The sequence below is a fragment of the Mycolicibacterium arcueilense genome (assembly GCF_058536225.1).
Genome location: NZ_JBZTYL010000006.1, coordinates 152,897 through 175,954, shown reverse-complemented (window position 1 = coordinate 175,954; position 23,058 = coordinate 152,897). Strand labels below are relative to the sequence as shown.

At 66.9% G+C, this 23,058-nt stretch carries 20 protein-coding genes; 8 read left to right on the top strand and 12 right to left on the bottom strand.

Annotation, left to right across the window (positions count from 1 at the left end; all coding sequences use genetic code 11):
* Window positions 1–8: 8 nt before the first annotated feature.
* From narH to narI, 3 genes are read left to right on the top strand one after another with little or no spacing between them, the layout of a single operon-like run.
* On the top strand, window positions 9–1,613 hold the full coding sequence (gene narH, locus AC4LGL_RS03895; RefSeq protein WP_491837711.1) for a nitrate reductase subunit beta: 1,605 nt from the start codon (window positions 9–11) through the stop codon (window positions 1,611–1,613).
* On the top strand, window positions 1,610–2,290 hold the full coding sequence (gene narJ, locus AC4LGL_RS03890; RefSeq protein WP_491837710.1) for a nitrate reductase molybdenum cofactor assembly chaperone: 681 nt from the start codon (window positions 1,610–1,612) through the stop codon (window positions 2,288–2,290). Before narH ends, narJ begins: the two co-directional genes overlap by 4 nt.
* Window positions 2,287–3,030 carry a respiratory nitrate reductase subunit gamma gene (narI, locus tag AC4LGL_RS03885; protein WP_491837709.1) on the top strand — a complete coding sequence of 248 codons (744 nt, stop codon included), beginning with the start codon at window positions 2,287–2,289 and terminating at the stop codon, window positions 3,028–3,030. The genes narJ and narI overlap by 4 nt, the downstream gene beginning before the upstream one ends.
* 3 nt (window positions 3,031–3,033) lie before the next feature.
* Here the strand turns inward: narI and AC4LGL_RS03880 are convergent, their stop codons facing one another.
* The 10 genes from AC4LGL_RS03880 to AC4LGL_RS03835 all read right to left on the bottom strand — a co-directional run bounded on the left by AC4LGL_RS03880 (window position 3,034) and on the right by AC4LGL_RS03835 (window position 13,709).
* Window positions 3,034–3,669, bottom strand: coding sequence for a DUF1345 domain-containing protein (locus AC4LGL_RS03880; protein WP_491837708.1), 636 nt, complete (start codon window positions 3,667–3,669; stop codon window positions 3,034–3,036).
* Window positions 3,669–5,966: an FdhF/YdeP family oxidoreductase gene (locus AC4LGL_RS03875; protein ID WP_491837707.1), complete on the bottom strand. Its 2,298-nt coding sequence runs from the start codon at window positions 5,964–5,966 to the stop codon at window positions 3,669–3,671. The genes AC4LGL_RS03880 and AC4LGL_RS03875 overlap by 1 nt, the downstream gene beginning before the upstream one ends.
* 70 nt (window positions 5,967–6,036) lie before the next feature.
* Complete coding sequence (locus AC4LGL_RS03870) at window positions 6,037–7,011, bottom strand: cation diffusion facilitator family transporter (RefSeq protein WP_491837706.1); 975 nt, start codon at window positions 7,009–7,011, stop codon at window positions 6,037–6,039.
* Between the two features lie 85 nt (window positions 7,012–7,096).
* Window positions 7,097–8,245 (bottom strand): steroid 3-ketoacyl-CoA thiolase FadA6, encoded by a 1,149-nt coding sequence (gene fadA6, locus AC4LGL_RS03865; RefSeq protein ID WP_055117868.1) that lies wholly within the window; start codon window positions 8,243–8,245, stop codon window positions 7,097–7,099.
* A complete protein-coding gene (gene kstR2, locus AC4LGL_RS03860) occupies window positions 8,245–8,868 on the bottom strand; it encodes a TetR family transcriptional regulator KstR2 (protein ID WP_163667123.1) in 624 nt (207 codons plus the stop codon). Before kstR2 ends, fadA6 begins: the two co-directional genes overlap by 1 nt.
* A 115-nt stretch (window positions 8,869–8,983) precedes the next feature.
* Window positions 8,984–9,664 (bottom strand): AmiS/UreI family transporter, encoded by a 681-nt coding sequence (locus tag AC4LGL_RS03855; protein ID WP_491837705.1) that lies wholly within the window; start codon window positions 9,662–9,664, stop codon window positions 8,984–8,986.
* Window positions 9,664–10,422 (bottom strand): cysteine hydrolase family protein, encoded by a 759-nt coding sequence (locus AC4LGL_RS03850; RefSeq protein WP_491837704.1) that lies wholly within the window; start codon window positions 10,420–10,422, stop codon window positions 9,664–9,666. The genes AC4LGL_RS03855 and AC4LGL_RS03850 overlap by 1 nt, the downstream gene beginning before the upstream one ends.
* A gap of 64 nt (window positions 10,423–10,486) precedes the next feature.
* Complete coding sequence (locus AC4LGL_RS03845; protein ID WP_491837703.1) at window positions 10,487–12,013, bottom strand: DUF4153 domain-containing protein; 1,527 nt, start codon at window positions 12,011–12,013, stop codon at window positions 10,487–10,489.
* Complete coding sequence (locus AC4LGL_RS03840) at window positions 12,010–13,029, bottom strand: HAMP domain-containing sensor histidine kinase (protein ID WP_491837748.1); 1,020 nt, start codon at window positions 13,027–13,029, stop codon at window positions 12,010–12,012. Before AC4LGL_RS03840 ends, AC4LGL_RS03845 begins: the two co-directional genes overlap by 4 nt.
* A gap of 14 nt (window positions 13,030–13,043) precedes the next feature.
* A complete protein-coding gene (locus tag AC4LGL_RS03835) occupies window positions 13,044–13,709 on the bottom strand; it encodes a response regulator (protein ID WP_491837702.1) in 666 nt (221 codons plus the stop codon).
* Between the two features lie 123 nt (window positions 13,710–13,832).
* Between AC4LGL_RS03835 and AC4LGL_RS03830 the strand changes: the two genes are divergently transcribed.
* Genes AC4LGL_RS03830 through AC4LGL_RS03810 form a run of 5 tightly spaced genes read left to right on the top strand, consistent with a single transcriptional unit; the run spans window position 13,833 to window position 21,003 of the window.
* Window positions 13,833–15,134 (top strand): SWIM zinc finger family protein, encoded by a 1,302-nt coding sequence (locus AC4LGL_RS03830; RefSeq protein ID WP_463794517.1) that lies wholly within the window; start codon window positions 13,833–13,835, stop codon window positions 15,132–15,134.
* The gene (locus tag AC4LGL_RS03825; protein WP_491837701.1) at window positions 15,131–16,591 is read left to right on the top strand and encodes a DUF5691 domain-containing protein; all 1,461 of its coding nucleotides are present in this window, start codon (window positions 15,131–15,133) and stop codon (window positions 16,589–16,591) included. The genes AC4LGL_RS03830 and AC4LGL_RS03825 overlap by 4 nt, the downstream gene beginning before the upstream one ends.
* On the top strand, window positions 16,588–17,679 hold the full coding sequence (locus tag AC4LGL_RS03820; RefSeq protein WP_491837700.1) for an ATP-binding protein: 1,092 nt from the start codon (window positions 16,588–16,590) through the stop codon (window positions 17,677–17,679). The genes AC4LGL_RS03825 and AC4LGL_RS03820 overlap by 4 nt, the downstream gene beginning before the upstream one ends.
* On the top strand, window positions 17,676–19,856 hold the full coding sequence (locus tag AC4LGL_RS03815) for a DUF5682 family protein (RefSeq protein ID WP_491837699.1): 2,181 nt from the start codon (window positions 17,676–17,678) through the stop codon (window positions 19,854–19,856). Before AC4LGL_RS03820 ends, AC4LGL_RS03815 begins: the two co-directional genes overlap by 4 nt.
* The gene (locus tag AC4LGL_RS03810; protein WP_491837698.1) at window positions 19,849–21,003 is read left to right on the top strand and encodes a VWA domain-containing protein; all 1,155 of its coding nucleotides are present in this window, start codon (window positions 19,849–19,851) and stop codon (window positions 21,001–21,003) included. Before AC4LGL_RS03815 ends, AC4LGL_RS03810 begins: the two co-directional genes overlap by 8 nt.
* 105 nt (window positions 21,004–21,108) lie before the next feature.
* Here the strand turns inward: AC4LGL_RS03810 and ipdF are convergent, their stop codons facing one another.
* Window positions 21,109–21,900: a (5R,7aS)-5-hydroxy-7a-methyl-1-oxo-2,3,5,6,7,7a-hexahydro-1H-indene-carboxyl-CoA reductase gene (gene ipdF / locus AC4LGL_RS03805; protein ID WP_047036207.1), complete on the bottom strand. Its 792-nt coding sequence runs from the start codon at window positions 21,898–21,900 to the stop codon at window positions 21,109–21,111.
* Complete coding sequence (gene ipdE1, locus AC4LGL_RS03800) at window positions 21,897–23,051, bottom strand: acyl-CoA dehydrogenase IpdE1 (RefSeq protein ID WP_491837697.1); 1,155 nt, start codon at window positions 23,049–23,051, stop codon at window positions 21,897–21,899. The genes ipdF and ipdE1 overlap by 4 nt, the downstream gene beginning before the upstream one ends.
* Between the last annotated feature and the right edge of the window lie 7 nt (window positions 23,052–23,058).

Genomic DNA, 23,058 nt, shown 5'->3' with positions numbered 1-23,058 from the left:
GTGGACCAATGAGGGTGATGGCTCAGTTGGCGATGGTGATGAACCTCGACAAGTGCATCGGCTGCCACACCTGCAGTGTCACGTGCAAGCAGGCCTGGACCAACCGCAGCGGTGTCGAGTACGTGTGGTTCAACAATGTGGAAACCCGCCCCGGACAGGGCTATCCGCGGCAGTACCAGGACCAGGAGCGCTGGAAGGGCGGCTGGACGCTGAACAAGCGCGGCAAGCTCACCCTGAAGTCCGGCTCCCGGTTCAAGCGACTGCTGAACATCTTCGCAAACCCGGACCTGCCCACGGTGTCCGACTACTACGACCCGTGGACATACGACTACGAGAACCTCCTGTCGGCGCCGGCCATGGACACCACGCCCGTGGCACGACCCAAGTCGCTGATCACCGGTCGCGACACCAAGGTCACCTGGGGGGCCAACTGGGACGACGACCTGGGCGGCGGTCCGGAGCAGGTGGGCCGGGATCCGTTGCTGGCCAAGGTCGCCGAGATATCCGACAAGGTCAAGCTCGAGTTCGAGCAGACCTTCATGTTCTACCTGCCTCGGATCTGTGAGCACTGCCTCAACCCGGCCTGCGCCGCAGCGTGTCCCTCCGGCGCCATCTACAAGCGCTCCGAAGACGGCATCGTGCTGGTGGATCAGGACAAGTGCCGAGGCTGGCGACAGTGCGTCACCGGGTGTCCGTACAAGAAGATCTACTTCAACCACAAGACCGGCAAGGCTGAGAAGTGCACGTTCTGCTATCCGCGCGTCGAGGTCGGTATCCCCACCGTGTGCTCGGAGACCTGTGTCGGACGGCTCCGCTACATCGGCGTGATGCTCTACGACGCGGACGCGGTGCTGGAGGCCGCATCGGTCACCGACGACAAGGACCTCTACCCGTCACAGCTCGGCGTTTTCCTCAATCCGCATGACCCTCGCGTGGTCGCCGAAGCCGAACGGGCCGGCATCTCCCCCGAATGGATTGAAGCGGCGCAGAACTCACCGGTCTACCGGTTGATCGTCGACTACCAGGTGGCCCTGCCACTGCATCCGGAATACCGGACCATGCCGATGGTCTGGTACGTGCCGCCACTATCGCCAGTCGTGGACATCCTGAAGGAAACCGGCCACGACGGCGAGAACCAGAACAACCTGTTCGGCGCCATCGACACCCTGCGCATCCCGGTCGAGTACCTCGCCGAGTTGTTCACCGCGGGTGAGGTCGGCCCGGTCCGGGCGTCCCTGCAACGACTGGCGGCCATGCGCGCCTACATGCGCGCGGCCAACCTCGGAGAAGAGTTCGACGAGACCATCCCGGATTCGGTGCGGTTGAGCGGCGATGAGATCGAGGCGATGTACCGGCTGTTGGCCATCGCCAAGTATCAGGACCGCTATGTCATCCCGACCGGGGCCGGGTCGGATGCCCACCGCCTCGACGCCCTGGCCACCGGTTGCAGCCTGGACGGCGACGGCGGTCCGGGAATGACCGCGTACGACACCATGGTGGACAAGTTCCACCTGACCAACACCAATGACGCTGTTCCACAGGGTGATCCGACGCGGGTCAACCTGCTCAACTGGGACGGGCGGAGCACAGACGGGTTGTTGCCGACGACATGAAGCTACTCACCCTCGGCCGCAGAACAGGTACAGGTTCCGCCCTGTCCGAGCGCCAGCAGCGTCTGGTGTGGCGCATCGCCGCGCTCTTGCTCGACTACCCGACGACCGAGACGGCCGATCTCGTCGACCAACTTGCCGATGCCACAGCGGAACTGCCGGAGTCGGCTCGGCTGCCGCTGACGGAGTTCCTGCAGCAGTTCAGCGAGACAGACCCGATGCGGCGTGCGTCGAACTATGTCGAGACATTCGACATGCAGCGGCGCAGCAGCCTGCATCTGACCTACTACGCCTACGGCGACACCCGCAAACGCGGCATGGCCCTGCTGCGATTTAAGCACGCCTACCGACAGGCCGGTCTGGAGGTCGGCGACCTGGAGAATTCCGAGCTCCCCGACTACCTGCCCATGGTGCTCGAGTTCGCCGCGACGGTCGATCAAGTCCATGGAGAGCGGCTGCTCGCCGAACACGTCCCGGTACTCGAACTGTTGCGGCTGTCCCTGCAGGACAACGGGTCCTACTACGCCGGGCTGCTGGCCGCCGTCCTTTCCACACTGCCGCCGGTGAACAGTGCCGATCGCCGCCGTATCGCGCAGCTCGCCGCCGAGGGCCCGCCCGATGAGGATGTCGGTCTGGACCCGTTTGCGATGGATCCGATGGCTTCCGGGGGAACCAGATGAGCAACGTGTTGTGGATGACGCTTCCCTACATCGCCTTCACCTCGTTCGCACTCGGGCACATCTGGCGTTACAAGGCCGACCAGTTCGGTTGGACCACCAGGTCTTCGCAGATCTACGAGAGCAGGCTGCTGCGACTGGGCAGCCCGCTGTTCCACTTCGGCATGCTCGGGGTGATCGGCGGGCACGTCGTGGGCCTGCTGATCCCGCAGTCGTGGACCTCAGCGGCCGGTGTCTCCGAGCACGTCTACCACTTGATGTCGGTCAGCATGGGGTCGGTGGCCGGGGTGGCCGTCGTCGCCGGAGTGGCGATCCTGCTCTACCGCCGGGTCACCGTCCCGGAGGTGCGTACGGCGACCACATTCAACGACAAGGTGATGTATCTGCTGCTGGTCGGGGCGCTGGCGACCGGGATGCTGAACACCCTGACCAACGTGTTCTCGACGTACAACTACCGCGAGACGGTGTCGCCGTGGTTCCGCAGCCTGTTCACGCTTCATCCGGCACCGCAGTTGATGGCGGAAACGCCGTGGACGTTCCAGGCGCACGTGCTGATAGTGCTTGCCCTGCTCGGCTTGTGGCCCTACACCCGGTTGGTGCACATGTTCAGTGCACCGATCGGCTATCTGGTCCGCCCGTTTGTGATCTACCGCAGCCGTGATCCGCAGCGGGGCGGGAAGAACCGCTACGCCAAGGCTTGGGTGACGCCACAGGCGCCGCCGCCGCGCAGCCGTTGGGTGTGAGCCTCAGCTGGACACAATCCCGACGACCAGGTTGATCGTCGTCGCGAGGATGACGGTGCCGAACAGATACGACAGCAGGCAATGTCGCAGCGCCACGCCACGAATCGTGGTGTCGGTGACGCTGGTGTCGGATACCTGGTATGTCATTCCCAGGTTGTAGCTGAAGTAGAAGAAGTCCCGGAATGCCGGTGGGTCGTCGGAGTTGAAGTCGATACCGCCGACCGCCGGCGTGTAGTAGAGCTTCGCGTAGCGCGCCGCGTACATCAGGTGCATTCCGGCCCACGCCATGAATACCCCGGCCAGAGCGGCCGTTGCCGCCGTCGGATCGCTGTGCGAACCACCGTGTACGAGCATGAAGACGATGCTGACCAGGGCGCCGACCGCGGCTGCCACGATCACGAGTTCCTCGACCACCGGGTTGAAGGCTTCCTGATGTGCGTGACGATGGGTGGCCTCGGCGTCCATGGGCCACAGCAGTATCCAGCCTGCGAGGACGAAAACCGCTCCTGTTGAGGCGATCCCGACCAGCAGGCCGAGCGGAGTGTCGGTCAACGTACCGGTGAGGGTTCCAGCGCCGACTCCGATGATCACCGAACCGCCGAGCCGGCCGGGTGCCGACAGCAGCCTGGACGCGTGCATCAGGCGGAGCGTTCCACGGTCACCTTGACATTCTTCATGATGGGCTGGTCGCTCTGTGTGCTGAAATCGCCGATGGCACACAGCACATTCATCTCGGGCATGTACCCGGCCGCGTTACCGCGGGGAATGCCGTAGGGGATCGCCTTGTAGCGCCGCAACGATCGGGTGCTGCCGTCGCGCGCGGTGGCGACGATGTCGACGTCGTCGAACTGCTTGATCCCGCGGTCGGCCATGTCCTGTTTATTCATGAAGACCAGCGTGCGCAGGTTCTTGACGCCGCGGTAGCGGTCGTCGTCGGAGTAGATGGTGGTGTTCCACTGATCGTGTGATCGCACAGTGGCCAGGGTCAGGGTGCGGGGTGCGGTGCTGTCGTCGGGCAGCTCGACCGCCGAGAACTCGGCCCGACCGGACGGGGTCAGGAAGATCAGTTCCCGCGCCGGCTGCTTGATGCGGAAGCCCAGTGGGAGTCGCACCCGTCGGTTGAAATCCTCGAAACCGTTGAGCACCTTGGCCATCGTGTCCCGGATCCGGTCGTAGTCCTCGACGTACCAGCTCCACGGCGTGGTGCTGGAGGGCAGCGCGGCCCGCGCGATCCCGGCGATGATCGCCGGTTCCGACATCAGGTGCGGCGAGGCGGGTTTCTTCATCCCGACCGAGAGATGCACCATGCTCATCGAATCCTCGACCGAGGTGGACTGCACCCCGGCCTTCTGGTGGTCCTTCTCGGTACGGCCCAGGCACGGCAGGATCAGTGCCCGGCGACCGTGGATCACATGACTTCGGTTGAGTTTGGTGCTGACCTGCACCGTGAGATCGCATTTCTGCAGGCCCACGAAGGTGTACGCGGTGTCCGGGGCGGCACTGGCGAAGTTCCCGCCCATACCGATGAACACCTTGATCTCGTCGCGGTGCATGGCCTCGATGGCGTGCACGGTGTCCATCCCGTGCTCACGCGGCGGTTCGATTCCGCACACCTCGGCGAGCCGGTCGAGGAAGGCTGCGGTCGGTTGGTGGTCGATCCCGCAGGTGCGGTTGCCCTGCACGTTGCTGTGCCCGCGCACCGGGGACGGGCCGGCACCTTCGCGGCCCAGATTGCCGCGCAGCAGAAGCAGATTGACGATCTCCCGCACACTGTCCACACCGTGTTCGTGCTGGGTGACGCCGAGACACCAGCTGATGATGCTGCGGTCGGCATCGCTGTAGATCTTGGCCGCCTTGCGGATATCTGCTTGGCGCACACCGGACTTGTATTCGATCTCGTCCCATGAGGTGGCGTCGCACACTGCGCGGTAGTTCTCGAACCCCGCGGTGTAGCGGGCGATGAACTCCGCGTCCAATGCCTTGGGATCGGTTTCCGCTTGTTCCAGAACCGCTTTCGCGATTCCCCGGATGAGCGCCATGTCCCCGCCGATCCGGGGCTGCAGGTTCAGCGTGCTGGTCCTGGTGGACTTGAAGGTGGCCATCCGCAGAAAGTCGTGCGGGATGATGGTCTTGGTGGCGCCGGCCTCGACCAGCGGGTTGATGTGGATGACCTGCGCACCCCGGCGATAGGCCTCGGCCAGCGCGGTGAGCATGCGTGGCGCGTTGGACGCCGCGTTGACACCGATGATGAACAACGCGTCCGCGGTCTCCCAGTCCTGCAGGTCGACGGTGCCCTTGCCGGTACCGAGCGCAGCCGTGAGGGCTCTGCCACTGGCCTCGTGGCACATGTTGGAACAGTCCGGGAGATTGTTGGTGCCGAGCTCACGGGCCATCAGCTGGTACAGGAACGTGGCCTCGTTGCCCAGCCGGCCCGAGGTGTAGAACGCGGCTCGGTTCGGGTCGTCCAGATCCGCCAGGGCCTTGCCCACCAGGTCGAACGCGGCACGCCAGCTGATCGGTTCGTAGTGATCGGTCTCGGAGTTGTACACCATCGGTTCGGTCAGCCGGCCCTGGTCTTCGAGGGCGAAATCGCTCCACGCCGCCAGTTCGGAGACGGTGTGCCGGGCGAAGAAATCCGGACCGCAGCGTTTATGGGTCATCTCCCACGTGACGTGTTTGATGCCGTTCTCGCAGATGTCGAGTTTGAGGCCCTTCATGTCGTCGGGCCAGGCGCAGCCCGGACAGTCGAACCCGCCGTCCTCGTGGTTCATCTTCATGATCGCGCGGGGGCCGTCGATCGGCTCACGCTCGCGGATCAGGAACTCGGTGACGCTCTTCGCCGCACCCCATCCGGCCGCCGGGTGATGGTAGGGGTGGAACTCCGGTTGCTCATGCCCCTCGGCGTCGGTGCGCTGCTCGGTGCCCCGGTCAGTCATGGGTAAAGTCTGCGCGCAGGCAAACGCCCGCGTCCACGGTTTGGCCGCGTTTCGATGGCTCCGAGCTAACTCACAGATACCATTCGGGCAGCGGTTCGGGCCGTAACTCGGTCGTATCGCCCGGGCGCGTGAGCGTCAGAACAGCGCGCACGATTTCCGGCCGGCTCTGCAGGGTGTCGGCGATCGCGTTGAGCCGCGCGGCGACGTTGGATTCCGCCGCGTCTCCGGTCAGGTCGACCGCGGCCACCAGGTAGATGCGGTCCGCGCCAACCCATTCCATGTGCAGGTAGCTGATCCGCTCGATGTCGGCGTGATCGAGCAGGACCCGCAACACGTTGTTCCGGGCAAGCGGGGTGGCCGCCTCCCCCGTCAGGAAGTCCATGTTGCGCCCGATGAGGAAGAGTGCGACGCACCCCAGCAGCACTCCCACCAGGATCGAGCCGATCGCATCCCAGACCACGTTTCCGGTGAGTTGGTGCGCGAGGATGCCGGCTGTCGCTATCGCGAGGCCGATCAATGCCGACAGATCCTCGGCGAACACCGCGCGCAACATCGGATTCGAGGTGACCCTGATATAGCGCAGCGGGTGGATCCGTCGCTGCACCGCACCGGTTTTCGTCTGGCGCAACGCCTGAGCGAACGAAGTGCCCTCCAACACGAATGCGATCCCGAGTACCGCGTAGGCCCATCCGTAGGACGTCGCCTCCCCCTCCCCACCGAGCGAGGTGACGCCGTGCCAGATCGACACCACCGAGCCGACGGTGAACAGCCCGAAAGCCGCGAACATCGACCAGATGTAGCTCGCCCGGCCGTAGCCCAACCGGTGTTGCGCATCGGCCGGCTTCATCGACTTGCGGGTTCCGATCAACAGGAACACCTCGTTGCCGGTATCCGCCCAGGAGTGGGCGGCCTCGGCCAACATCGAGGCGCTTCCGGTGACGACGGCAGCCACCGTCTTGGCAATCGCGATGAGCACGTTGGCACCGAGCGCGACGGCGACGGTCAGAGCACTCTCGTTGTCGGAGGTTGAACCGTCGGTGCTCATGACCCCACACCTACCCCTTGGTGGGCAGATACAAAAGCACCCCGAAACCAGTGTTGTTTCGGGGTGCCTTCGTTCAGCGGGAAAACTAGAGGCGCTCGATGATCGTGACGTTGGCGGTGCCGCCGCCCTCGCACATGGTCTGCAGGCCGTAGCGACCGCCGGTGCGCTCGAGGGTGTTGAGCATGGTCGTGAACAGCTTGGCACCGGTGGCTCCCAGCGGGTGGCCCAGCGCGATGGCGCCGCCGCTCGGGTTGACCTTCGCCGGATCGGCCTTGGTCTCCTTGAGCCAGGCCAGCACGACCGGCGCGAAGGCCTCGTTGATCTCGACGGTGTCGATGTCGTCGATCGACAGGCCGGTCTTCTCCAGCGCGTACTGGGTGGCCGGGATCGGGCCGGTCAGCATCATCACCGGGTCGTCGCCGCGGGCGCTGATGTGGTGGATGCGCGCGCGGGGCTTCAGGTTGTACTTGTTGATCGCCTCTTCCGATGCCAGCAGCACCGCGGCGGCACCGTCGGAGATCTGGCTGGCCAGGGCGGCAGTCAGCCGGCCGCCTTCGACCAGCGGCTTGAGCGAGGCCAGCTTCTCCAGCGTCGACTCACGCGGGCCCTCGTCGACGCCGAAGTCGCCGACCGGGATGATCTCGTTGTCGAAGTGCCCGGCCCGGATCGCGGCGAACGCGCGCTGGTGGCTGTTGTAGGCGAACTCCTCCATCTCCTCGCGGGAGATGTCCCACTTCTCGGCGATCATCTCCGAGCCGCGGAACTGCGAGATCTCCTGGTCGCCGTAGCGGTGCAGCCAGCTCTTGGATTCGTTTGTGGGCGAGGTGAATCCGAACTCCTTGCCGACCACCATGGCCGACGAGATCGGGATCCAGCTCATGTTCTGCATACCGCCGGCCAGAATGAGATCGGCCGTGCCCGACATGATGGCCTGGGCACCGAAGGAGATGGCCTGCTGGCTGGAGCCACACTGCCGGTCGACGGTGACGCCGGGGACGGCCTCGGGGTATCCGGCGGCCAGCCAGGTCAGCCGGCCGATGTTGCCGGCCTGTCCGCCGATGGCGTCGACGCAACCGACGATGACGTCGTCAACCGCACCCGGATCGACGTCGACGCGGTCGAAGATGGCGCGGAAGGCGTGCACGCCGAGGTCGATCGGGTGCACCTGTGCCAGCGAGCCGTTCTTCTTTCCGACCGGCGTACGCACGGCGTCGACAATGTATGCCTCAGGCATTACTGGTCTCCTTTGACAGTGGCGTTCCCGGCGGTGATTCCGCCGAGGACGATGGCGAGGTATTGCCGGCCGACCTCTTCGGCCGAAAGCGGTCCGCCCGGTTGATACCAGCGGACCGAAACCCAGGTGGTGTCACGGATGAACCGGTACACCAGGTCGACGTCGATGTCCTGACGGAACGAGCCGTCGGCGATGCCCTGCTGCAGGATGTCCACCCACATCTTGCGCTGTTCCCGGTTGCGCTCGTCGACGAAACCGAACTGCGGGATGTCGGAAAGCCGCTTGGCCTCATCCTGGTAGATGACCACCTGCGCATGCCGGTGCTCGATCGCCTCGAACGAGGCCATGAACAGACCGGTGAGCCGACCCAACGGGCTGGTCTCCTGGTCGAGGATCTCCAGGTACCGCGCGAACAGCCAGTCAAGAAAATCGCGGAGGACTTCCTCGACCATCTGCTCTTTGGACTTGAAGTGGTGGTAGAGACTGCCCGACAGGATTCCTGCGGAGTCGGCGATATCGCGAACCGTCGTCGCCTTCAGTCCGCGTTCGGCAAACATCGTCGCGGCAAGGTCCAGCAGCTCGTCGCGTCTGCTCGCCGGCTGGGCGGGGGTATCCGGCTCCATCGACCCAGCATAGCAACCAAGCGCTTGCTAGGTCACGTTCGGTGGCGATTCATTTCGCCTGCGCACACGAGAAAGCGGGCCCCCGGCATGGGAGGCCCGCTTGTGCCGAGCAGGATCACACAGGCTGGGGCACGCCCCGGGCGACCGACACCTCGGCGGCATCGACGTCCGGAAACGGGAGCGCGTCCGCGTCGCCGCGGGAGCTGCGCCCAGACAGGATCGCAGCCAGGGCCGCTGCCGCCAGCAGCGCCACCAGCGCGATCACACCCGCCAGAGGCGACGTCGACCATATCCCGTTCAGCAGCAGGATCGCCGACACGGTGCAGGTGGGAACCCCGAGCAGCACGAGGAACCATCCGGTGAAGTGCCCCAGGTCGAGTCGGCCAACCTTGGCGACCCCGAGCCCCAACAGCACGAAGAACAGCGTCCACATGATCGCCCAGGTCGCCCAGATGACGGCGAAAACGGGATCGGTTCCGACACTCTTGATCGCGTAGTACGCCGCGATGGCCGCGACGAAGGTGCTGTACCAACCGAATCCGCGCGGATCGATGTCGAAGATCTGGATGAACCCGAACCACAGGTAGGTGAACCCGAACAGGTAGCTCGGCCACGTCGCGTTCACGATGCCGGGATCGCCGTCCGCCTGCACGAGAACCAGCGTCGGCAGGACGACCTGGGCGGTGCCGACGAACAGGTTGATCGGGGCGGCGCCGCGCCCGCTGACCAGACCGACCGAGACGAGTCCGTTGACGAACAGCGCCACACCGACGAGAAGCAGACCGACGTTTCCCATCAGTGACCGACCCACTCCACGAACTGCTCCGAGGTGATCACCGGCGCGAAGAAGTTGTTTATCCGCTCGAAGGCGGCGCGCTCCTGGTCGGGATGGGCGGTACCGGTGGCATCGCCGATCACGATGGGCAACAAGCCGTGGTCGCGTGCCGCACGCGCGTTGCCTTCGACGCACCAGTCGAGATGGATTCCGGTGAGCACCACCACCTCGACCCGTTGCCGGTTCAGCGCCCCGGGTAGGTCGGTGCCGACGAAGGCCGTCTGCAGCGCCTTCTCGTACAACTCGTTGTCGCCGGGTTCGACGAGCTCGCGCAGCTCCCCTACCAATTCGTTGTCCCAAGCGATCTGCTCCGGGGTCGCGTCGATGTGACCGGTCCACCCGTCGTACTGCGCCTTGTCGAAATCAGTCTTCGGGTAATCGTCACGGAACACCGAGAACCCGATCCAGTTGAACGACACGAAGTTCGGCGCCGAGCGCGCGGCCTTGGCCGCCTTGACGGTCGCTTCCAGACTCCCACGGAAGGCATGGCCCTCCGCGTACTGAACCCCGCCCGGCCGGTAGATCGAGTTCGATTGGCTGATCGACAGGAAAGCCGCCGGCCGCGACAGGATCTCGCGGAAATCGAGCTGCTGCCACTGCTTGGCAAGCGGCGGGATGGCGGCCCGGTTGTCGGGCGGATAGCCCAGCGCTCCGGGATCGAGCGCAACCGGCTCGAGCGGGGTGATTCGAGGCGAACTGTCGAGGGCGAGTGCGGTCACACGCACACCTTCGACCTCCGGTGCCGAGGTTGACAGCCTTTGGATCGGCGCGATTCTGGGATCCCTACCGGTACTGCGGATCGGACCAGTACGCCGAGCAGTGCTCGGGAAGGTCCTCGCTCGTCGGCCGATCGGCCCGGGCGCGCGACAGGTTGAAGGTGTACCAGGGCTCGGGCTCGTGGACCCGGGCGGTCACGCACTCGCGCACCGATGCAGGCAAGCGGTGTAGTGCCGGATCGATGTCAGAGGACAGCCCGGACAAATACTCGGCGTCGAGCGCGCCCGTCTGCTCGAAGCGGTCGATGTTGCGGTCCGCGATCAACCGTTCCGGGTTCAACGTGGCCAGGCCGAGCAGGGCCAGGACACCGGCCACCAGCACGGCCCGCGGCAGCCACCTGCCCGTCATCCGGATGCCGGCCACCGCGACAAGCACGAACACCGCACCCAGCCACACCTCGGTGGTGATGACGAGCAGCCTCTCGGTGCTGAAGCCGTACGCCTGCTGGTACAGCCACATCCGGTGGATCGCCGATATCACCACGACAACCGATGTCGCACACAGGGTTCCGACCAAGATCCGCAACATGCGGCGGTCCGAAGCGCTGACCCGGCCCGCCACTCTGATCACCACGCTGAGCACCAGCAGCGTCAGCGCAGACACCCACAGCAGCTGCCAGAATCCCTGTCGGGCGTACTCGGCATAGGTCAGTCCCTCGGTCTCCAGCACATGAGTGTGCCCACCGAACAACACGGTGGCCTGTACCGCGACGAACGCGACGAACAGCGTGTCGAGCACCCCCAACGGCAGCGCCCACTCCCACCGCGGCACCGGCTGCATCGGTGCCGGGGCCATCGCATCCAGACGCGGTGGGAACCGCACCAGGTAGGCACCGCCCAGCACGAACGTCACCACGATGCCGAATACGGCTGTCCGCGCGAAGAAATCGAGGCCGACGACCGAGGGCATCAGGTTGCCGGCCAGGTGGGCGAAGGCCGGGTCCGCGGCGGCGAACAGCGCACCGAACACCACCACCAGTCCGACGGTGAGTCCGGCCACCGCGGCGACGCGTCCGGGGCTGGGCAGGCCCGAGCGCGCAGGCAGCGCGGTCTTGGCGGCCTGGTGCACCCAACTCCGCAGCCGGCCGAACAGCACCCACGGCAGGAGCGGCCCGGTGACCACCGCAGTCCAGGTCCGGCCGCCGACCAGCGTGCACCAGCCGATGATCCAGGCCGCCGCCAGACACAGCGCACCCATCCAACCGGCGGCCAGTAACGCCGGCACGGCGAGCAGGGCAAGCGTCAGGCCGATACCGAACTGTTCGGACCGGCTCGGGCGGCGCGGTGCGGTGCCGTACACGACGCCGAAGACCAGCAGGCCGACCACCAAATAGCCGACGCTGAGCGCGGACAGCCGCCACACTGCGGTGCCGACCAGCCCGGCAATCAGCGCGGACACCAGCACCCGGCGCGGCGCCGGCGCCAGCGGGTCGATGGGCCACACCCGACGGGACCACATCGTCCAGCCCGGTTCACCCTGGCGTGGCAGTGCGGGCCCCGGAAGGAGCGGTAATCCTGAAACTGTTGTCGTCATCTCGATCTCTCCCCCATCGCAGAGTCAGGGATGTTGACCCTGATCCGACATCCCGGCTCGGTGTCCATCACTTCGATGACCCCGCCGTGCAATTCGACTGCCCACCGCGCGATCGCCAACCCCAGGCCGGTTCCGCCGTCCGAGGTGGCGCCACGGGTGAACCGCTCGAAGACTCGCTCACGTTCGGCGGGCGCGATGCCCGGACCCTGATCGGTCACCTCGAGCCGCAGGCCCGATAGCCTTCGGGCCGCCAGCACCGTCACCCGGCCACCGGCCGGGCTGTGCCGAATCGCGTTGTCCACCAGATTGACCACGACCTGCCGCAGCCGTGCCGGGTCGGCCACGGCCTTCAGGTCCGGTGGCGACACCCGAACGGACACCGGTATGTCGGCGGCCGATACGGAGACGTGCTCCACGGCTTCGCGTAGGAACTCGTCGACGTCGAACCGGCTGATCTGCAACGGAATCGCCCCACCTTCGACCCGCGAGAGGTCGAGCAGATTGGTCACCAGCTCGCCGAGGCGTTCGGTCTGGGACAGCGCCATCCGCATGGTCTCGGCATCGGGTTCGACGACGCCGTCGACCACGTTCTCCAACACCGCCTGCAACGCGGTGATGGGCGTGCGCAGCTCGTGGGACACGTTGCCGATCAGCCCGCGCCGGTACTCGTCGGCGGCCCCGAGATCGGCCGCCATCTGGTTGAATGCCGTTGCCAGTTGCCCGATTTCATCACGCGAGGTGGCACGTACCCGGATGCTGTAGTCGCCCTGCGCCATGGCGCGAGCTGCGGCCGTCATCTGACGTAGCGGCGAGGTCATGCCGTGGGCGAGGAACTGCGTCAGGATCAGCGAGGTGGCGAGCGCGGCGAGCAACGCGTACCGGAACTGCCAGCTGGCGCCGACCCAGAAGGTGAACGAGGCCAACAGGATGGCCCCTCCGACCAGCAGGCCGGTCTTGACCTTGAACGACGCGAACGGATCCAGCGGTCTCGGCAGCCGGTCCCACAGTGCGGTCACCCGGCCGGCGAAGCTCACCGCGGCACCTCCAGGGCATAGCCCACGCCGTGCACGGTCCGGATCAGCTCCGAGCCCAGCTTTCGGCGCAATGCCTTGACGTGACTGTCCACGGTGCGGGTTTCCACCTCTGAGGCCCAACCCCAGACGTGTTCCAGCAGCGTCTCGCGGGGTATCGCCGCGCGAGGCCGACCGGCCAGGAAGGCCAGCAGGTCGAATTCGGTTCGGGTCAGGTGGATTTCCTGATCGCCCTGATGGACCCGGCGCTCGGTCAGGTCGATGCGGTAGTCGCCGACCGACAGCGGTTGGTCGCCGGCTGCGCGTTCCACGCGTCGCAACAGCACCCTCACCCTGGCCACCAGTTCGCGCATGCTGAACGGCTTGGTCAGGTAGTCGTCGGCACCGATACCCAGACCGATCAGCATGTCGGTCTCGTCGCTGCGGGCGGTCAGCATGAGCACTGGCACCACGCGCTCGGCCTGGATGCGCCGGCACACCTCCAGCCCGTCGAAACCGGGCAGCATGATGTCGAGTACCACCAGATCCGGTTGGGTCGCCGCTGCGGTTGCCACTGCCGACGGTCCGTCGACGGCCGTCTCGACCTCGAACGCCTCGGCACGCAGCCTGGTGGCCACCGCGGACAGGATCGTCGGCTCGTCGTCGACCACCAGGATTCGCTTCACGGATCCGACTCTAAGTGCAGGTTGTGGTGGCCACGGGCAGCGTTTGTGAAGATCTTGTGGAGACGCTGTCCGCCCCTCTGGCTACGCTGGCTCAGGGTCAGTACGCATCTGGAGGGGCGGCGGTTGGATCAGCAGACGGTGTGGTCCACCGATGAGGCACGCCAGTTTGCCGGGAAGGCCTATGCCGCAGGCCAGAAACTCGCGGGCGCGGCCGGCTGGTCCAACACCGGAGCCACCCAGACCATGTTGTGGGGAGACTTCCAGGGCAGCGGCCGTACTCCGTACCGCGTGCAGGTCAACCTGGTGGGCCCGACCTACAAGTGCTCGTGCCCGTCGCGGCAGTTTCCCTGCAAGCATGTGGTGGGTCTGGTGCTGCGCTGGTGCGGCGGCAGCGTCGACACCGCGGCGGAAGCCCCGGCGAACGCCATCGCCCCGCCGGCAGCCCCGAAGGCTCCGCGTGAGGTCAGCGAGAAGGCCGTCGCGGCGCGGGAGCGCAGCGTCGCCGAGGGCCTGGAGCAACTCCGGCGGTGGATCGACGATCAGGTCCGCAACGGTATCGCCGGGATCAGCGCCGATCCATACGGCGGGTGGAGTGAGCCGATCGCCAAACGCATGGTCGATGCCAAGGCACCCGGCCTGGCGGGCTGGCTGCGCAGACTGCCCGGCCACCTCACGCACGACGAATGGCCGCGGAAGATCATCGAGGACCTCGGGTTGATGCGGCTACTGACCGATGCCTACCGCACCATCGACACGCTGCCCGTACCGACCGCCGCCGCAGTGCGCCGCCACATCGGGTTCACGGTGGCACGGGCCGAGGTGCTGGCCACCGATCCGGTGAACGACACCTGGCAGGTGCTCGGGTACGCAGAAACCCTCGAAGATCGCTACACCACCCGACGGATGTGGTTGAGCGGCACGGACACCGGGCTGCTGGTCAACGTGCAGTCCACGGCGCCGAGCGGGGCCAGTTTCGACAACCGGCTCACCCCGGGCCGCGAGTTCACCGGCGGCGTCTACCTGTATCCCGGTGGGCCGTCGAGCTTCCGCGTCGCGCTCCCCGACGGCGATGTGCCGACAGTCGCCATCGAACATCTCAACGTGACCGGCACCGCTATCGACGCCGCACTCGCGGCCCGGGCCCGCGCCCTGGCGGTCGATCCGTGGCTGCTGCGGTTTCCGGCCGTCGTCAACGCCCGCGCCGTACAACACAGCAGGCCCAAACGCCGCCATCTGGTCGACGCGGACGGTAATGCCCTTCCGGCGATCTGCGACGACGACCGCTGGGCACGTCTGCAGGCCGGAAGCGGCGGCCAGTTACGGCCGCTGCTTGTCGAGATCACCACCGATGGTGTCGATCCGCTGTCGATGCTGAGTGACGCGCCACCGTCGCGCCTGACCGGACCGGCGGTGACCGCGCTGTGAGCGACTATCAGCGGATGATCTCCGCCGCCACCGTGGGTTTCGGCGCGAAACCCTTCCCCGACGGCACCTTCGACGCTCCGGTGGACGGCAGCGTGGCCGCGGTACACGACGCGGCCGATCCGGTCGGTTCGGTACTGCGGGTGGCAGGCCTCTACGCACTGGCGCGGCGCGCCGGCCAACGTCCCGAACACGTCGAACCGAAGACGCCCGCAGCCCCACCGGAAACCCGGCCGCTGATCACCGCTGCGCACGGCTTTCTCATCGAACGCGCCCTGTCCGTGCGCCCCATCCTCGACGGTGCGCTCGCCGACCTCGCCGCGGCCGGCCTGCGCCTGCCCCCTCGGCTGATCCCCGGGCTGTTGCGGCTGCAGCAGAGTGACGTTGTGACGCAAGCACTCTGGGATGCCATCGGCAGCGGCGGTCAGTGGTACGCGGTAGAACACTATGGCCGCAACCACCGCGCACTTCGCGATGTGGTGCGTACCGGATCCACGGAATGGCCGAAGGAAGCCGACTACACCCACGGTGACATCGCCAAGCGCCTGACCTGGCTGGCGACCGCGCGCAGGCTCGACCCCGACCGGGCGCGCGAACTGGTGGCACAGCACTGGGCCAGCGAGGATGCCGAGTCCCGGGCGGCCCTGTTGGCGGCGTTCGCGGCACCCGAACATGAGGCCGACGAGCCGTTCCTGGAGGCCGCGCTCGACGACCGGGCGGTCACGGTGCGCAGTGCCGCCATCGCGGTGCTGAGCGGCCGGTCCCGCAGCCGCTATCTCGATCGCATGAAAGACCGTGCCGCTCAGATCTTCTCGGTCAAGAAGACATTGCTGGGCGTGAAAATCGCCGTCCACCCCCTACCCGGGCCCGACGCCGCGGCAGTCCGCGACGGGCTGAGCACCACCAAGCCGGAGGCCGTCGTCGCCCGTACCCCGATCGCCTTCTGGGCCGAAGTGCTCGGCGCGGTCGCACCGGAGAAGGCGGCCCGCGCACTCTCGGACGCCGACCACCAAGCCGTACTGGCCGCACTGACCGGCAGTGCATTGCGCGGCAACGACCCCACCTGGGCAGTGCCACTGTTGCAGCGGTGTCTGCCCGGCGATTACGCCACGTACTTCGACCCCGGCACCGCGCACTCGGCGATCTCGGCCGAGATGATCCGCGCGCTCACCGACACCGCCGCGTCCGCGCCCCTGCTCCGCATCGTGGCGGGCCTGCCGCGACCGTTCGCCCCTGACGTTGCCGCAGCCCTGTTCGGATCCCTGGCCGGGGCCGGCTGGGGCACAGCCCGCCAACGCCGCGAGGCCGCGGCGCACCTCGCCGCCGGGTACCCACTGGACTGGCTGCCGCGCTTCGCGCGGCTCACCGACCTCACCGGGGACGAGGAACTGCACAAGTTCTACGCCACCATCTTCGAGCTGCTCACCCTGCGATCCGACCTTGCGAAGGAACTCTCATGACTGAAGCGACCCTGCTGCGTCCGCACGCCGAGCAACTGTTCGCCGCCGAACTCGCGGCCCTGCGCGCAGCTGACGACAAGCCCGCGCCACCCAACTGGTCGATGTCACCGCACGCGGTGGTCCGCTACCTGCTGGGCGGGGAAACCGTTGCGGGAACCGAGATCACCCCGAAGTACATCGGCCCCCGACGGATCATCGAGGTGGCCGTGGCGACGCTGGCCACCGACCGGGCGCTGCTGCTGCTCGGCGTGCCGGGCACGGCCAAGACGTGGGTGTCGGAACATCTGGCCGCAGCCGTGACCGGGGATTCGACGCTGCTGGTGCAGGGCACCGCGGGCACCGTCGAGGAGGCCGTGCGGTACGGCTGGAACTACGCCCGGTTGATCGCCGAAGGACCCTCGGAGCAGGCGCTGGTGCCCTCGCCGATCATGACCGCGATGCGCGACGGCAAGATCGCGCGGCTTGAGGAGCTGACCCGCATCCCGTCGGAGGTGCAGGACGCCCTGATCACGGTCCTCTCCGAAAAGACCCTGCCCATCCCCGAACTCGGCTCCGAGGTGCAGGCCACGCAAGGGTTCAACGTGATTGCCACGGCCAACGACCGCGACCGCGGCGTCAACGACCTGTCGTCCGCTCTACGCCGCCGGTTCAACACCGTGGTGCTTCCGTTGCCCGCGAGCCTCGACGACGAGGTGGAGATCGTGACGCGCCGGGTGGCCGACATCAGCGGGTCATTGCAGCTGCCGAAGGTACCGACCTCCGCTGACGAAATCCGCCGGGTGGTCACCGTTTTCCGCGAACTGCGCTCCGGGTTGACTGCCGACGGCCGCAACAAGCTCAAGCAGCCCTCCGGCACGCTGTCCACCGCCGAGGCGATCTCCGTGGTGACGCAGGGCATCGCGATGTCCGCGCACTTCGGCGACGGCGTGCTGCGGCCGGCCGACACCGCGGCGGGCATCGTCGGTGCGGTGGTGAAGGATCCGGTCAACGATGCGGTGGTGTGGCTGGAGTATTTGGAGGCCGTGGTGCGCGAGCGCGACGGCTGGGCCGACTTCTACCGGGCATCGCGGGACGTGCTGAACTCGTGACCACCCACGTCCTGGGCATTCGGCACCACGGTCCCGGGTCTGCCCGAGCCGTGCTGTCCGAGCTGGACCGGATCCAGCCGGACATCGTGGTGATCGAAGGCCCGGCCGACGCGGACCGGCTCACCACCGACGTCGACCACACGGACATGGTGCCGCCCGTGGCGATCATGGCCTACGCGGTCGACGATCCCGCGGTGTCGGCGTTCTGGCCGTTCGGTGCCTTCTCCCCCGAGTGGCAGGCCTTGTTGTGGGCAGCGCGGCATCAGGTGCCGGTGCGGTTCTGCGATCTGCCCGCGGCCACCGTGCTGGCCCAGCGCGACCAACGCCACGACGACACGTCACGCGTCCGGATCGATCCGATCGCGGCGCTCGCCGATGCCGCGGGCTACGACGATCCCGAACGCTGGTGGGATGATGTCGTTGAATCTCGCACGGACGGCAGCGGATTCGAGGCGATCACCGAGGCCATGCACACCGTGCGGGAACTCGAACCCGACGAGGACGATCCGATCGAGCACCAACGCGAAGCACAGATGCGCCAGGTGATCCGTAAAGCCGCCAAGGAATTCTCGACGGTGGTCGTGGTGTGCGGAGCGTGGCACGCCCCCGCGCTGGCCGGGAAACTTCCTGCCGCGAGCGCCGACGCGGCACTGCTGCGTGGCCTGCCCAAGGTCAAGTCCGCCACGGTGTGGGTGCCGTGGACACATTCGCGGCTGGCCGCGGCCTCGGGTTACGGCGCAGGTGTCCGGTCACCCGGCTGGTACCAACACGCCTTCCTCGAGCCGGACCGGCCGGTGGAAACCTGGCTCACCCTGGCAGCCAGGGCATTACGCGACCACGACATCTTCGTCTCCTCGGCCCACGTCATCGAAGGAGTGCGGCTGGCCAACGCGCTGGCCGCCATGCGAGGTCGGGCCCATCCCGGTCTGAGCGAGGTCAACGAGGCCACCGAGGCCGTGCTGTGCGAGGGCTCCGACACCCGGTTCGGGCTGATCGTGCGAGAGCTGGTCGTCGGCGAACGGCTCGGCAGCATTCCCGACCACCTGCCGATGGTGCCGCTGCTCGCCGACATCACCAAGCAGCAGAAATCGCTGCGGCTCAAACCCGACGCCAATGCCAAGCAGGTCACTCTCGACCTGCGCAAACCCAACGACCTGGCCAAATCTCATCTGCTGCACCGGCTTACCGTGCTCGATATTCCGTGGGGCGAGCCCGAGATCGCCACCGGCCAGGGCACGTTCAAAGAGCCCTGGACGCTGCAATGGCAGCCGGAGTTCGCGGTGCGGGTCGTGATTTCGTCGGTGTGGGGAAACACCGTCTACCGCGCCTGCAAAGCTCGACTGGCCGACACCGCCGAGAACGCGACGCATCTGGGCCAGGTCACCGCGGCAATCGAGGCGGCCCTGCTCGGCGGTGTCGATGAGGCTGTCCCGCAGTTGCTGGCCATCCTGGAGAACAAAGCCGCAGTCGACCGGGACCTCACCGAACTCATGGCGGCCCTGCCCGCGCTGGCCCGTTCTCTGCGCTACGGCGATGTGCGCCGCACCGACGCAGGCGCACTCGGCGCGGTCACCACGTCGCTGCTGCGCCGCGTCAACGTCGGCCTTCCCGCGACGCTGACCGGGTTGGGTCCGGACGCGGCCGCCGAGATGCTCGCACACGTCAACGCAGTCACCGACACGGTGGACCTGCTGGAGGCGGACGTGCGCGGCGAATGGCTGGCCACCATCGCGCGGCTGGCTGATCGCGACGATCTGCACGGCAGCCTGGTCGGCCGGTTCGTCCGAATCGGTGTCGACGGAGCCGTGTTCACCACCGCCGAAGCAGCCCGCCGCATGCGGCGCGCCTTGAGCATCGGCGCCCCGGCCGACGAGAAGTCCGCCTGGATCGAGGGCTTCCTGTCCGGCAGCGGACTGCTACTGGTGCACGACACCGAGCTGTTGGCTGTGATCGACGAATGGTTGACCGGTTTGACCGCAACGGAATTCACCGATGTCCTGCCGCTGGTGCGTCGCACCTTCAGCACCTTCGACGCCGGCATCAAACGCAATATCGGGCATGCGGTGGCCACCGCAGGCGCCACCGCCCACACCGAATTCGACATCGATGCCGACCGCGCCCGCCCCGTCGTGATCGCGGCGGCCGCCATCTTCGCAAGAGGTATCAACCATGGCTGACGACACCATCCCGGACGAACGCGACCGCCGGTGGCGGCTGGTGCTGGGGTCGGATGCGGACTCGCTGCCCAGCCTGCAAGCCGGTGACGTCGAGATGGACAAGGCGCTGTCGGAGCTCTACGACCGCAAGGGTGGCCTCGGCGGATCCGCGCCCAAGGTGGCGCGCTGGCTCGGTGACATCCGGAAGTACTTCCCCAGCACGGTGGTTCAGGTGATGCAGCAGGACGCGATCGAGCGGCTCAATCTGCGCATGCTTCTGCTCGAACCGGAGATGATGGACAGCATCGTCCCGGACCTGTCGTTGGCCACCACACTCATCACGCTGGGTGAGGCCATTCCCGACGAGTCGAAGGCCTCGGCCCGCGCACTGGTGCGCACGGTGGTCGAGGACATCGAACGGCGCATCGCCGACGGTACCCGGGCCACACTGCGCGGGGCGCTGTCGCGGAGCGCGCGGACCAGTCGGCCGCTGGCTTCCGACATCGACTGGAACCGCACCATCGCCCGCAACCTGAAAACGTTCCAGCCGGACCTGAAGACGATCATCCCCGAACGGCTGGTCGGGTTCCGCCGCGCCGGCCGATCGGTGACCAAGGGCATCGTGCTGGCCATCGACCAGTCCGGTTCGATGGCCGAATCGATCGTGTATTCAGCGGTTTTCGGGGCGGTCATCGCGTCGATGCGGTCACTGCGCACGTCGCTCGTGGTGTTCGACACCGAAGTCGTCGACCTCACCGATCTGCTCGACGATCCCGTCGACGTCCTGTTCGGCACCCAACTCGGCGGCGGCACCGACATCAACCGGGCCATCGCCTACTGCCAGACCCTGATCACGCGGCCGACCGACAGCATCTTTGTGCTGATCTCGGACCTGTACGAGGGCGGCGTGCGCGACGAGATGCTGGCCCGGGTCCGACAACTCATCGACGCCGGTGTCCAGGTGATCGTGCTGCTGGCGTTGTCCGATTCGGGCGCACCGTCGTTCGACCGCGAGATCGCCGCCGATCTGGCCGCCATGGAGGTCCCGGCGTTCGCCTGCACCCCCGACGCATTTCCCGAGCTGTTGGCACTGGCCATCGGCAAGGGCGACATCCGTGGCTGGGCGGACCGGACCGGCCTCGCCCAGCGCGGCATGGAGTCGAATTGACGCCGCCGCTTTCGACAGCAGGGCTGCTGCGCCCGCCGCAGCGCGACCCTGCTGTCGAAAGCGATGGTTCACAACCGGGTTGAACCCGGCCCGTGACAACGAGCCCTAGGCGCGCTGGCTGGAAACCGAGATGACCTCGCCCGTCAGGTAGCTCGAGTAGTCGCTGGCCAGGTAGGCGATCGTGGTGGCGATCTCCCACGGTTCGGCCGCGCGGCCGAACGCCTCGTCCGAGGACAGCCGGTCCAGCAGGGCCGCATCGGCCGACTTCTCGAGGAACTTGTGCCGCGCGATGCTCGGGGACACCGCGTTGATGCGCACCCCGTATTCGACGGCTTCGATTGCGCTGCAACGGGTCAGCGCCATGACACCGGCCTTGGCGGCGGCGTAGTGCGACTGGGAGTGCTGTGCACGCCAGCCGAGAACACTGGCGTTGTTGACGATCACGCCGCCGTGCTCGACGTCGCGGAAATACCGCAGCGCGGCGCGGGTCGCCCGCATGACCGAGTTCAGCGTCACGTTGAGAACGCGATCCCACTCGTCGTCGGTCATGTCGACCAGCGGGGTCTCGCCGCCCAGTCCGGCGTTGTTCACCAGGACGTCGAGGCGGCCCATCTTTTCGACCGACCGGGCGATCAGCGCGTCGACCGCCTCGGTGGAGGTGACGTCGCAGACCACGGCCTCGACCCGGCCCAGGCCGAGCTCGGCCAGCTGGTCGCGGGTCTCGTTGAGTCGCCGCTCGTGGTAGTCGGACACCACGACGTCGGCACCCTCGAGCAGCGCGCGACGGGCGGTGGACGAGCCGATGCCGGTTCCGGCGGCGGCCGTCACCAGGACGACCTTGCCCTTCAGCAGGCCGTGGCCCTCAACCTCTTTGGGGGCTACTGAAAGATCACTCATCCCTTGGCCTCTCGGGGTAGGCCGAGCACCCGCTCGGCAATGATGTTGCGCTGGATCTCGTTGGACCCGCCGTAGATGGTGTCCGACCGCGAGAACAGGTAGAGCCGCTGCCACTCGTCGAACTCGCCGTCTTCCAGCGTCAGCCCGGCCGTGCCCTGCACGTCCATGGCGATCTCGCCGAGTTCACGGTGCCAGTTGGCCCACAACAGCTTCGACACATTGTCCTGCCCGGGCTGCTCGACATCCATGGTCGCCAGGGCGTACGACCGCATGGCCTGCAGGCCGGTCCACGACTCGGTCAGCTTTTGGCGGATCAGCGGATCGTCGGCCGCTCCGCTGCGCTTGGCCAACTCAACCAGGTTGGAATGCTCGCGGGCATAGCGGATCTGCTGGCCCAGGGTGGAGACCCCGCGCTCGAAGGTCAGGGTGCCCATCGCCACCCGCCAGCCGTCACCGGGCTGACCGACCACCAGCGAGGCATCGGTGCGGGCGTCGTCGAAGAACACCTCGTTGAACTCGGAGTCGCCGGTCAACTGGATGATCGGGCGGATCTCGACGCCCGGCTGATCCAGTGGCACCAACAGATAGGACAGGCCGGCGTGCCGCTTGGAGCCCTTCTCGGTGCGCGCCACCACGAAGCACCACTGCGCCCAGTGGGCCAGCGACGTCCACACCTTCTGGCCATTAATGTGCCACTGTTGACCCTCCGCATCGAGCTCGGCCGTCGTCGCCACATTCGCCAGGTCACTGCCGGCGTTGGGCTCGGAGTAGCCCTGACTCCACAGCTCGGTGACGTCGAGGATCTTGGGCAGGAACCGCTGCTGCTGTTCGGGGGTGCCGTACTCGATGAGCGTCGGCCCGAGCAGTTCCTCGCCCAGGTGGTTGACCTTGTCGGGTGCGTTCGCGCGCGCGTACTCCTCATAGAAGGCGACGCGATGCGCGACCGACAGCCCGCGGCCGCCGTGCTCCACCGGCCAGCCGAGGCAGGTCAGCCCCGCCGCGGCCAGATGCTGATTCCACGCCCGACGCTCTTCGAAGGCTTCGTGTTCACGCCCCGGTCCACCCAGGCCCTTGAGCGCTGCGAATTCGCCAACAAGATTGTCTGCGAGCCACTGCCGGACCTCGGCCCGGAACTCCTGGACCTCTATCACCCCTGTA

Bases quoted from the DNA above. Each gene is read 5' to 3' on its own strand.
- AC4LGL_RS03820 (WP_491837700.1), top strand. From the start codon at position 16,588: ATGACTGAAGCGACCCTGCTGCGTCCGCACGCCGAGCAACTGTTCGCC.
- AC4LGL_RS03810 (WP_491837698.1), top strand. From the start codon at position 19,849: ATGGCTGACGACACCATCCCGGACGAACGCGACCGCCGGTGGCGGCTG.
- fadA6 (WP_055117868.1), bottom strand. From the start codon at position 8,245: ATGCCTGAGGCATACATTGTCGACGCCGTGCGTACGCCGGTCGGAAAG.
- ipdF (WP_047036207.1), bottom strand. From the start codon at position 21,900: ATGAGTGATCTTTCAGTAGCCCCCAAAGAGGTTGAGGGCCACGGCCTG.
- AC4LGL_RS03870 (WP_491837706.1), bottom strand. From the start codon at position 7,011: ATGAGCACCGACGGTTCAACCTCCGACAACGAGAGTGCTCTGACCGTC.
- narI (WP_491837709.1), top strand. From the start codon at position 2,287: ATGAGCAACGTGTTGTGGATGACGCTTCCCTACATCGCCTTCACCTCG.
- kstR2 (WP_163667123.1), bottom strand. From the start codon at position 8,868: ATGGAGCCGGATACCCCCGCCCAGCCGGCGAGCAGACGCGACGAGCTG.
- AC4LGL_RS03845 (WP_491837703.1), bottom strand. From the start codon at position 12,013: ATGACGACAACAGTTTCAGGATTACCGCTCCTTCCGGGGCCCGCACTG.
- AC4LGL_RS03855 (WP_491837705.1), bottom strand. From the start codon at position 9,664: ATGGGAAACGTCGGTCTGCTTCTCGTCGGTGTGGCGCTGTTCGTCAAC.
- AC4LGL_RS03875 (WP_491837707.1), bottom strand. From the start codon at position 5,966: ATGACTGACCGGGGCACCGAGCAGCGCACCGACGCCGAGGGGCATGAG.
- AC4LGL_RS03880 (WP_491837708.1), bottom strand. From the start codon at position 3,669: ATGCACGCGTCCAGGCTGCTGTCGGCACCCGGCCGGCTCGGCGGTTCG.
- narH (WP_491837711.1), top strand. From the start codon at position 9: ATGAGGGTGATGGCTCAGTTGGCGATGGTGATGAACCTCGACAAGTGC.
- narJ (WP_491837710.1), top strand. From the start codon at position 1,610: ATGAAGCTACTCACCCTCGGCCGCAGAACAGGTACAGGTTCCGCCCTG.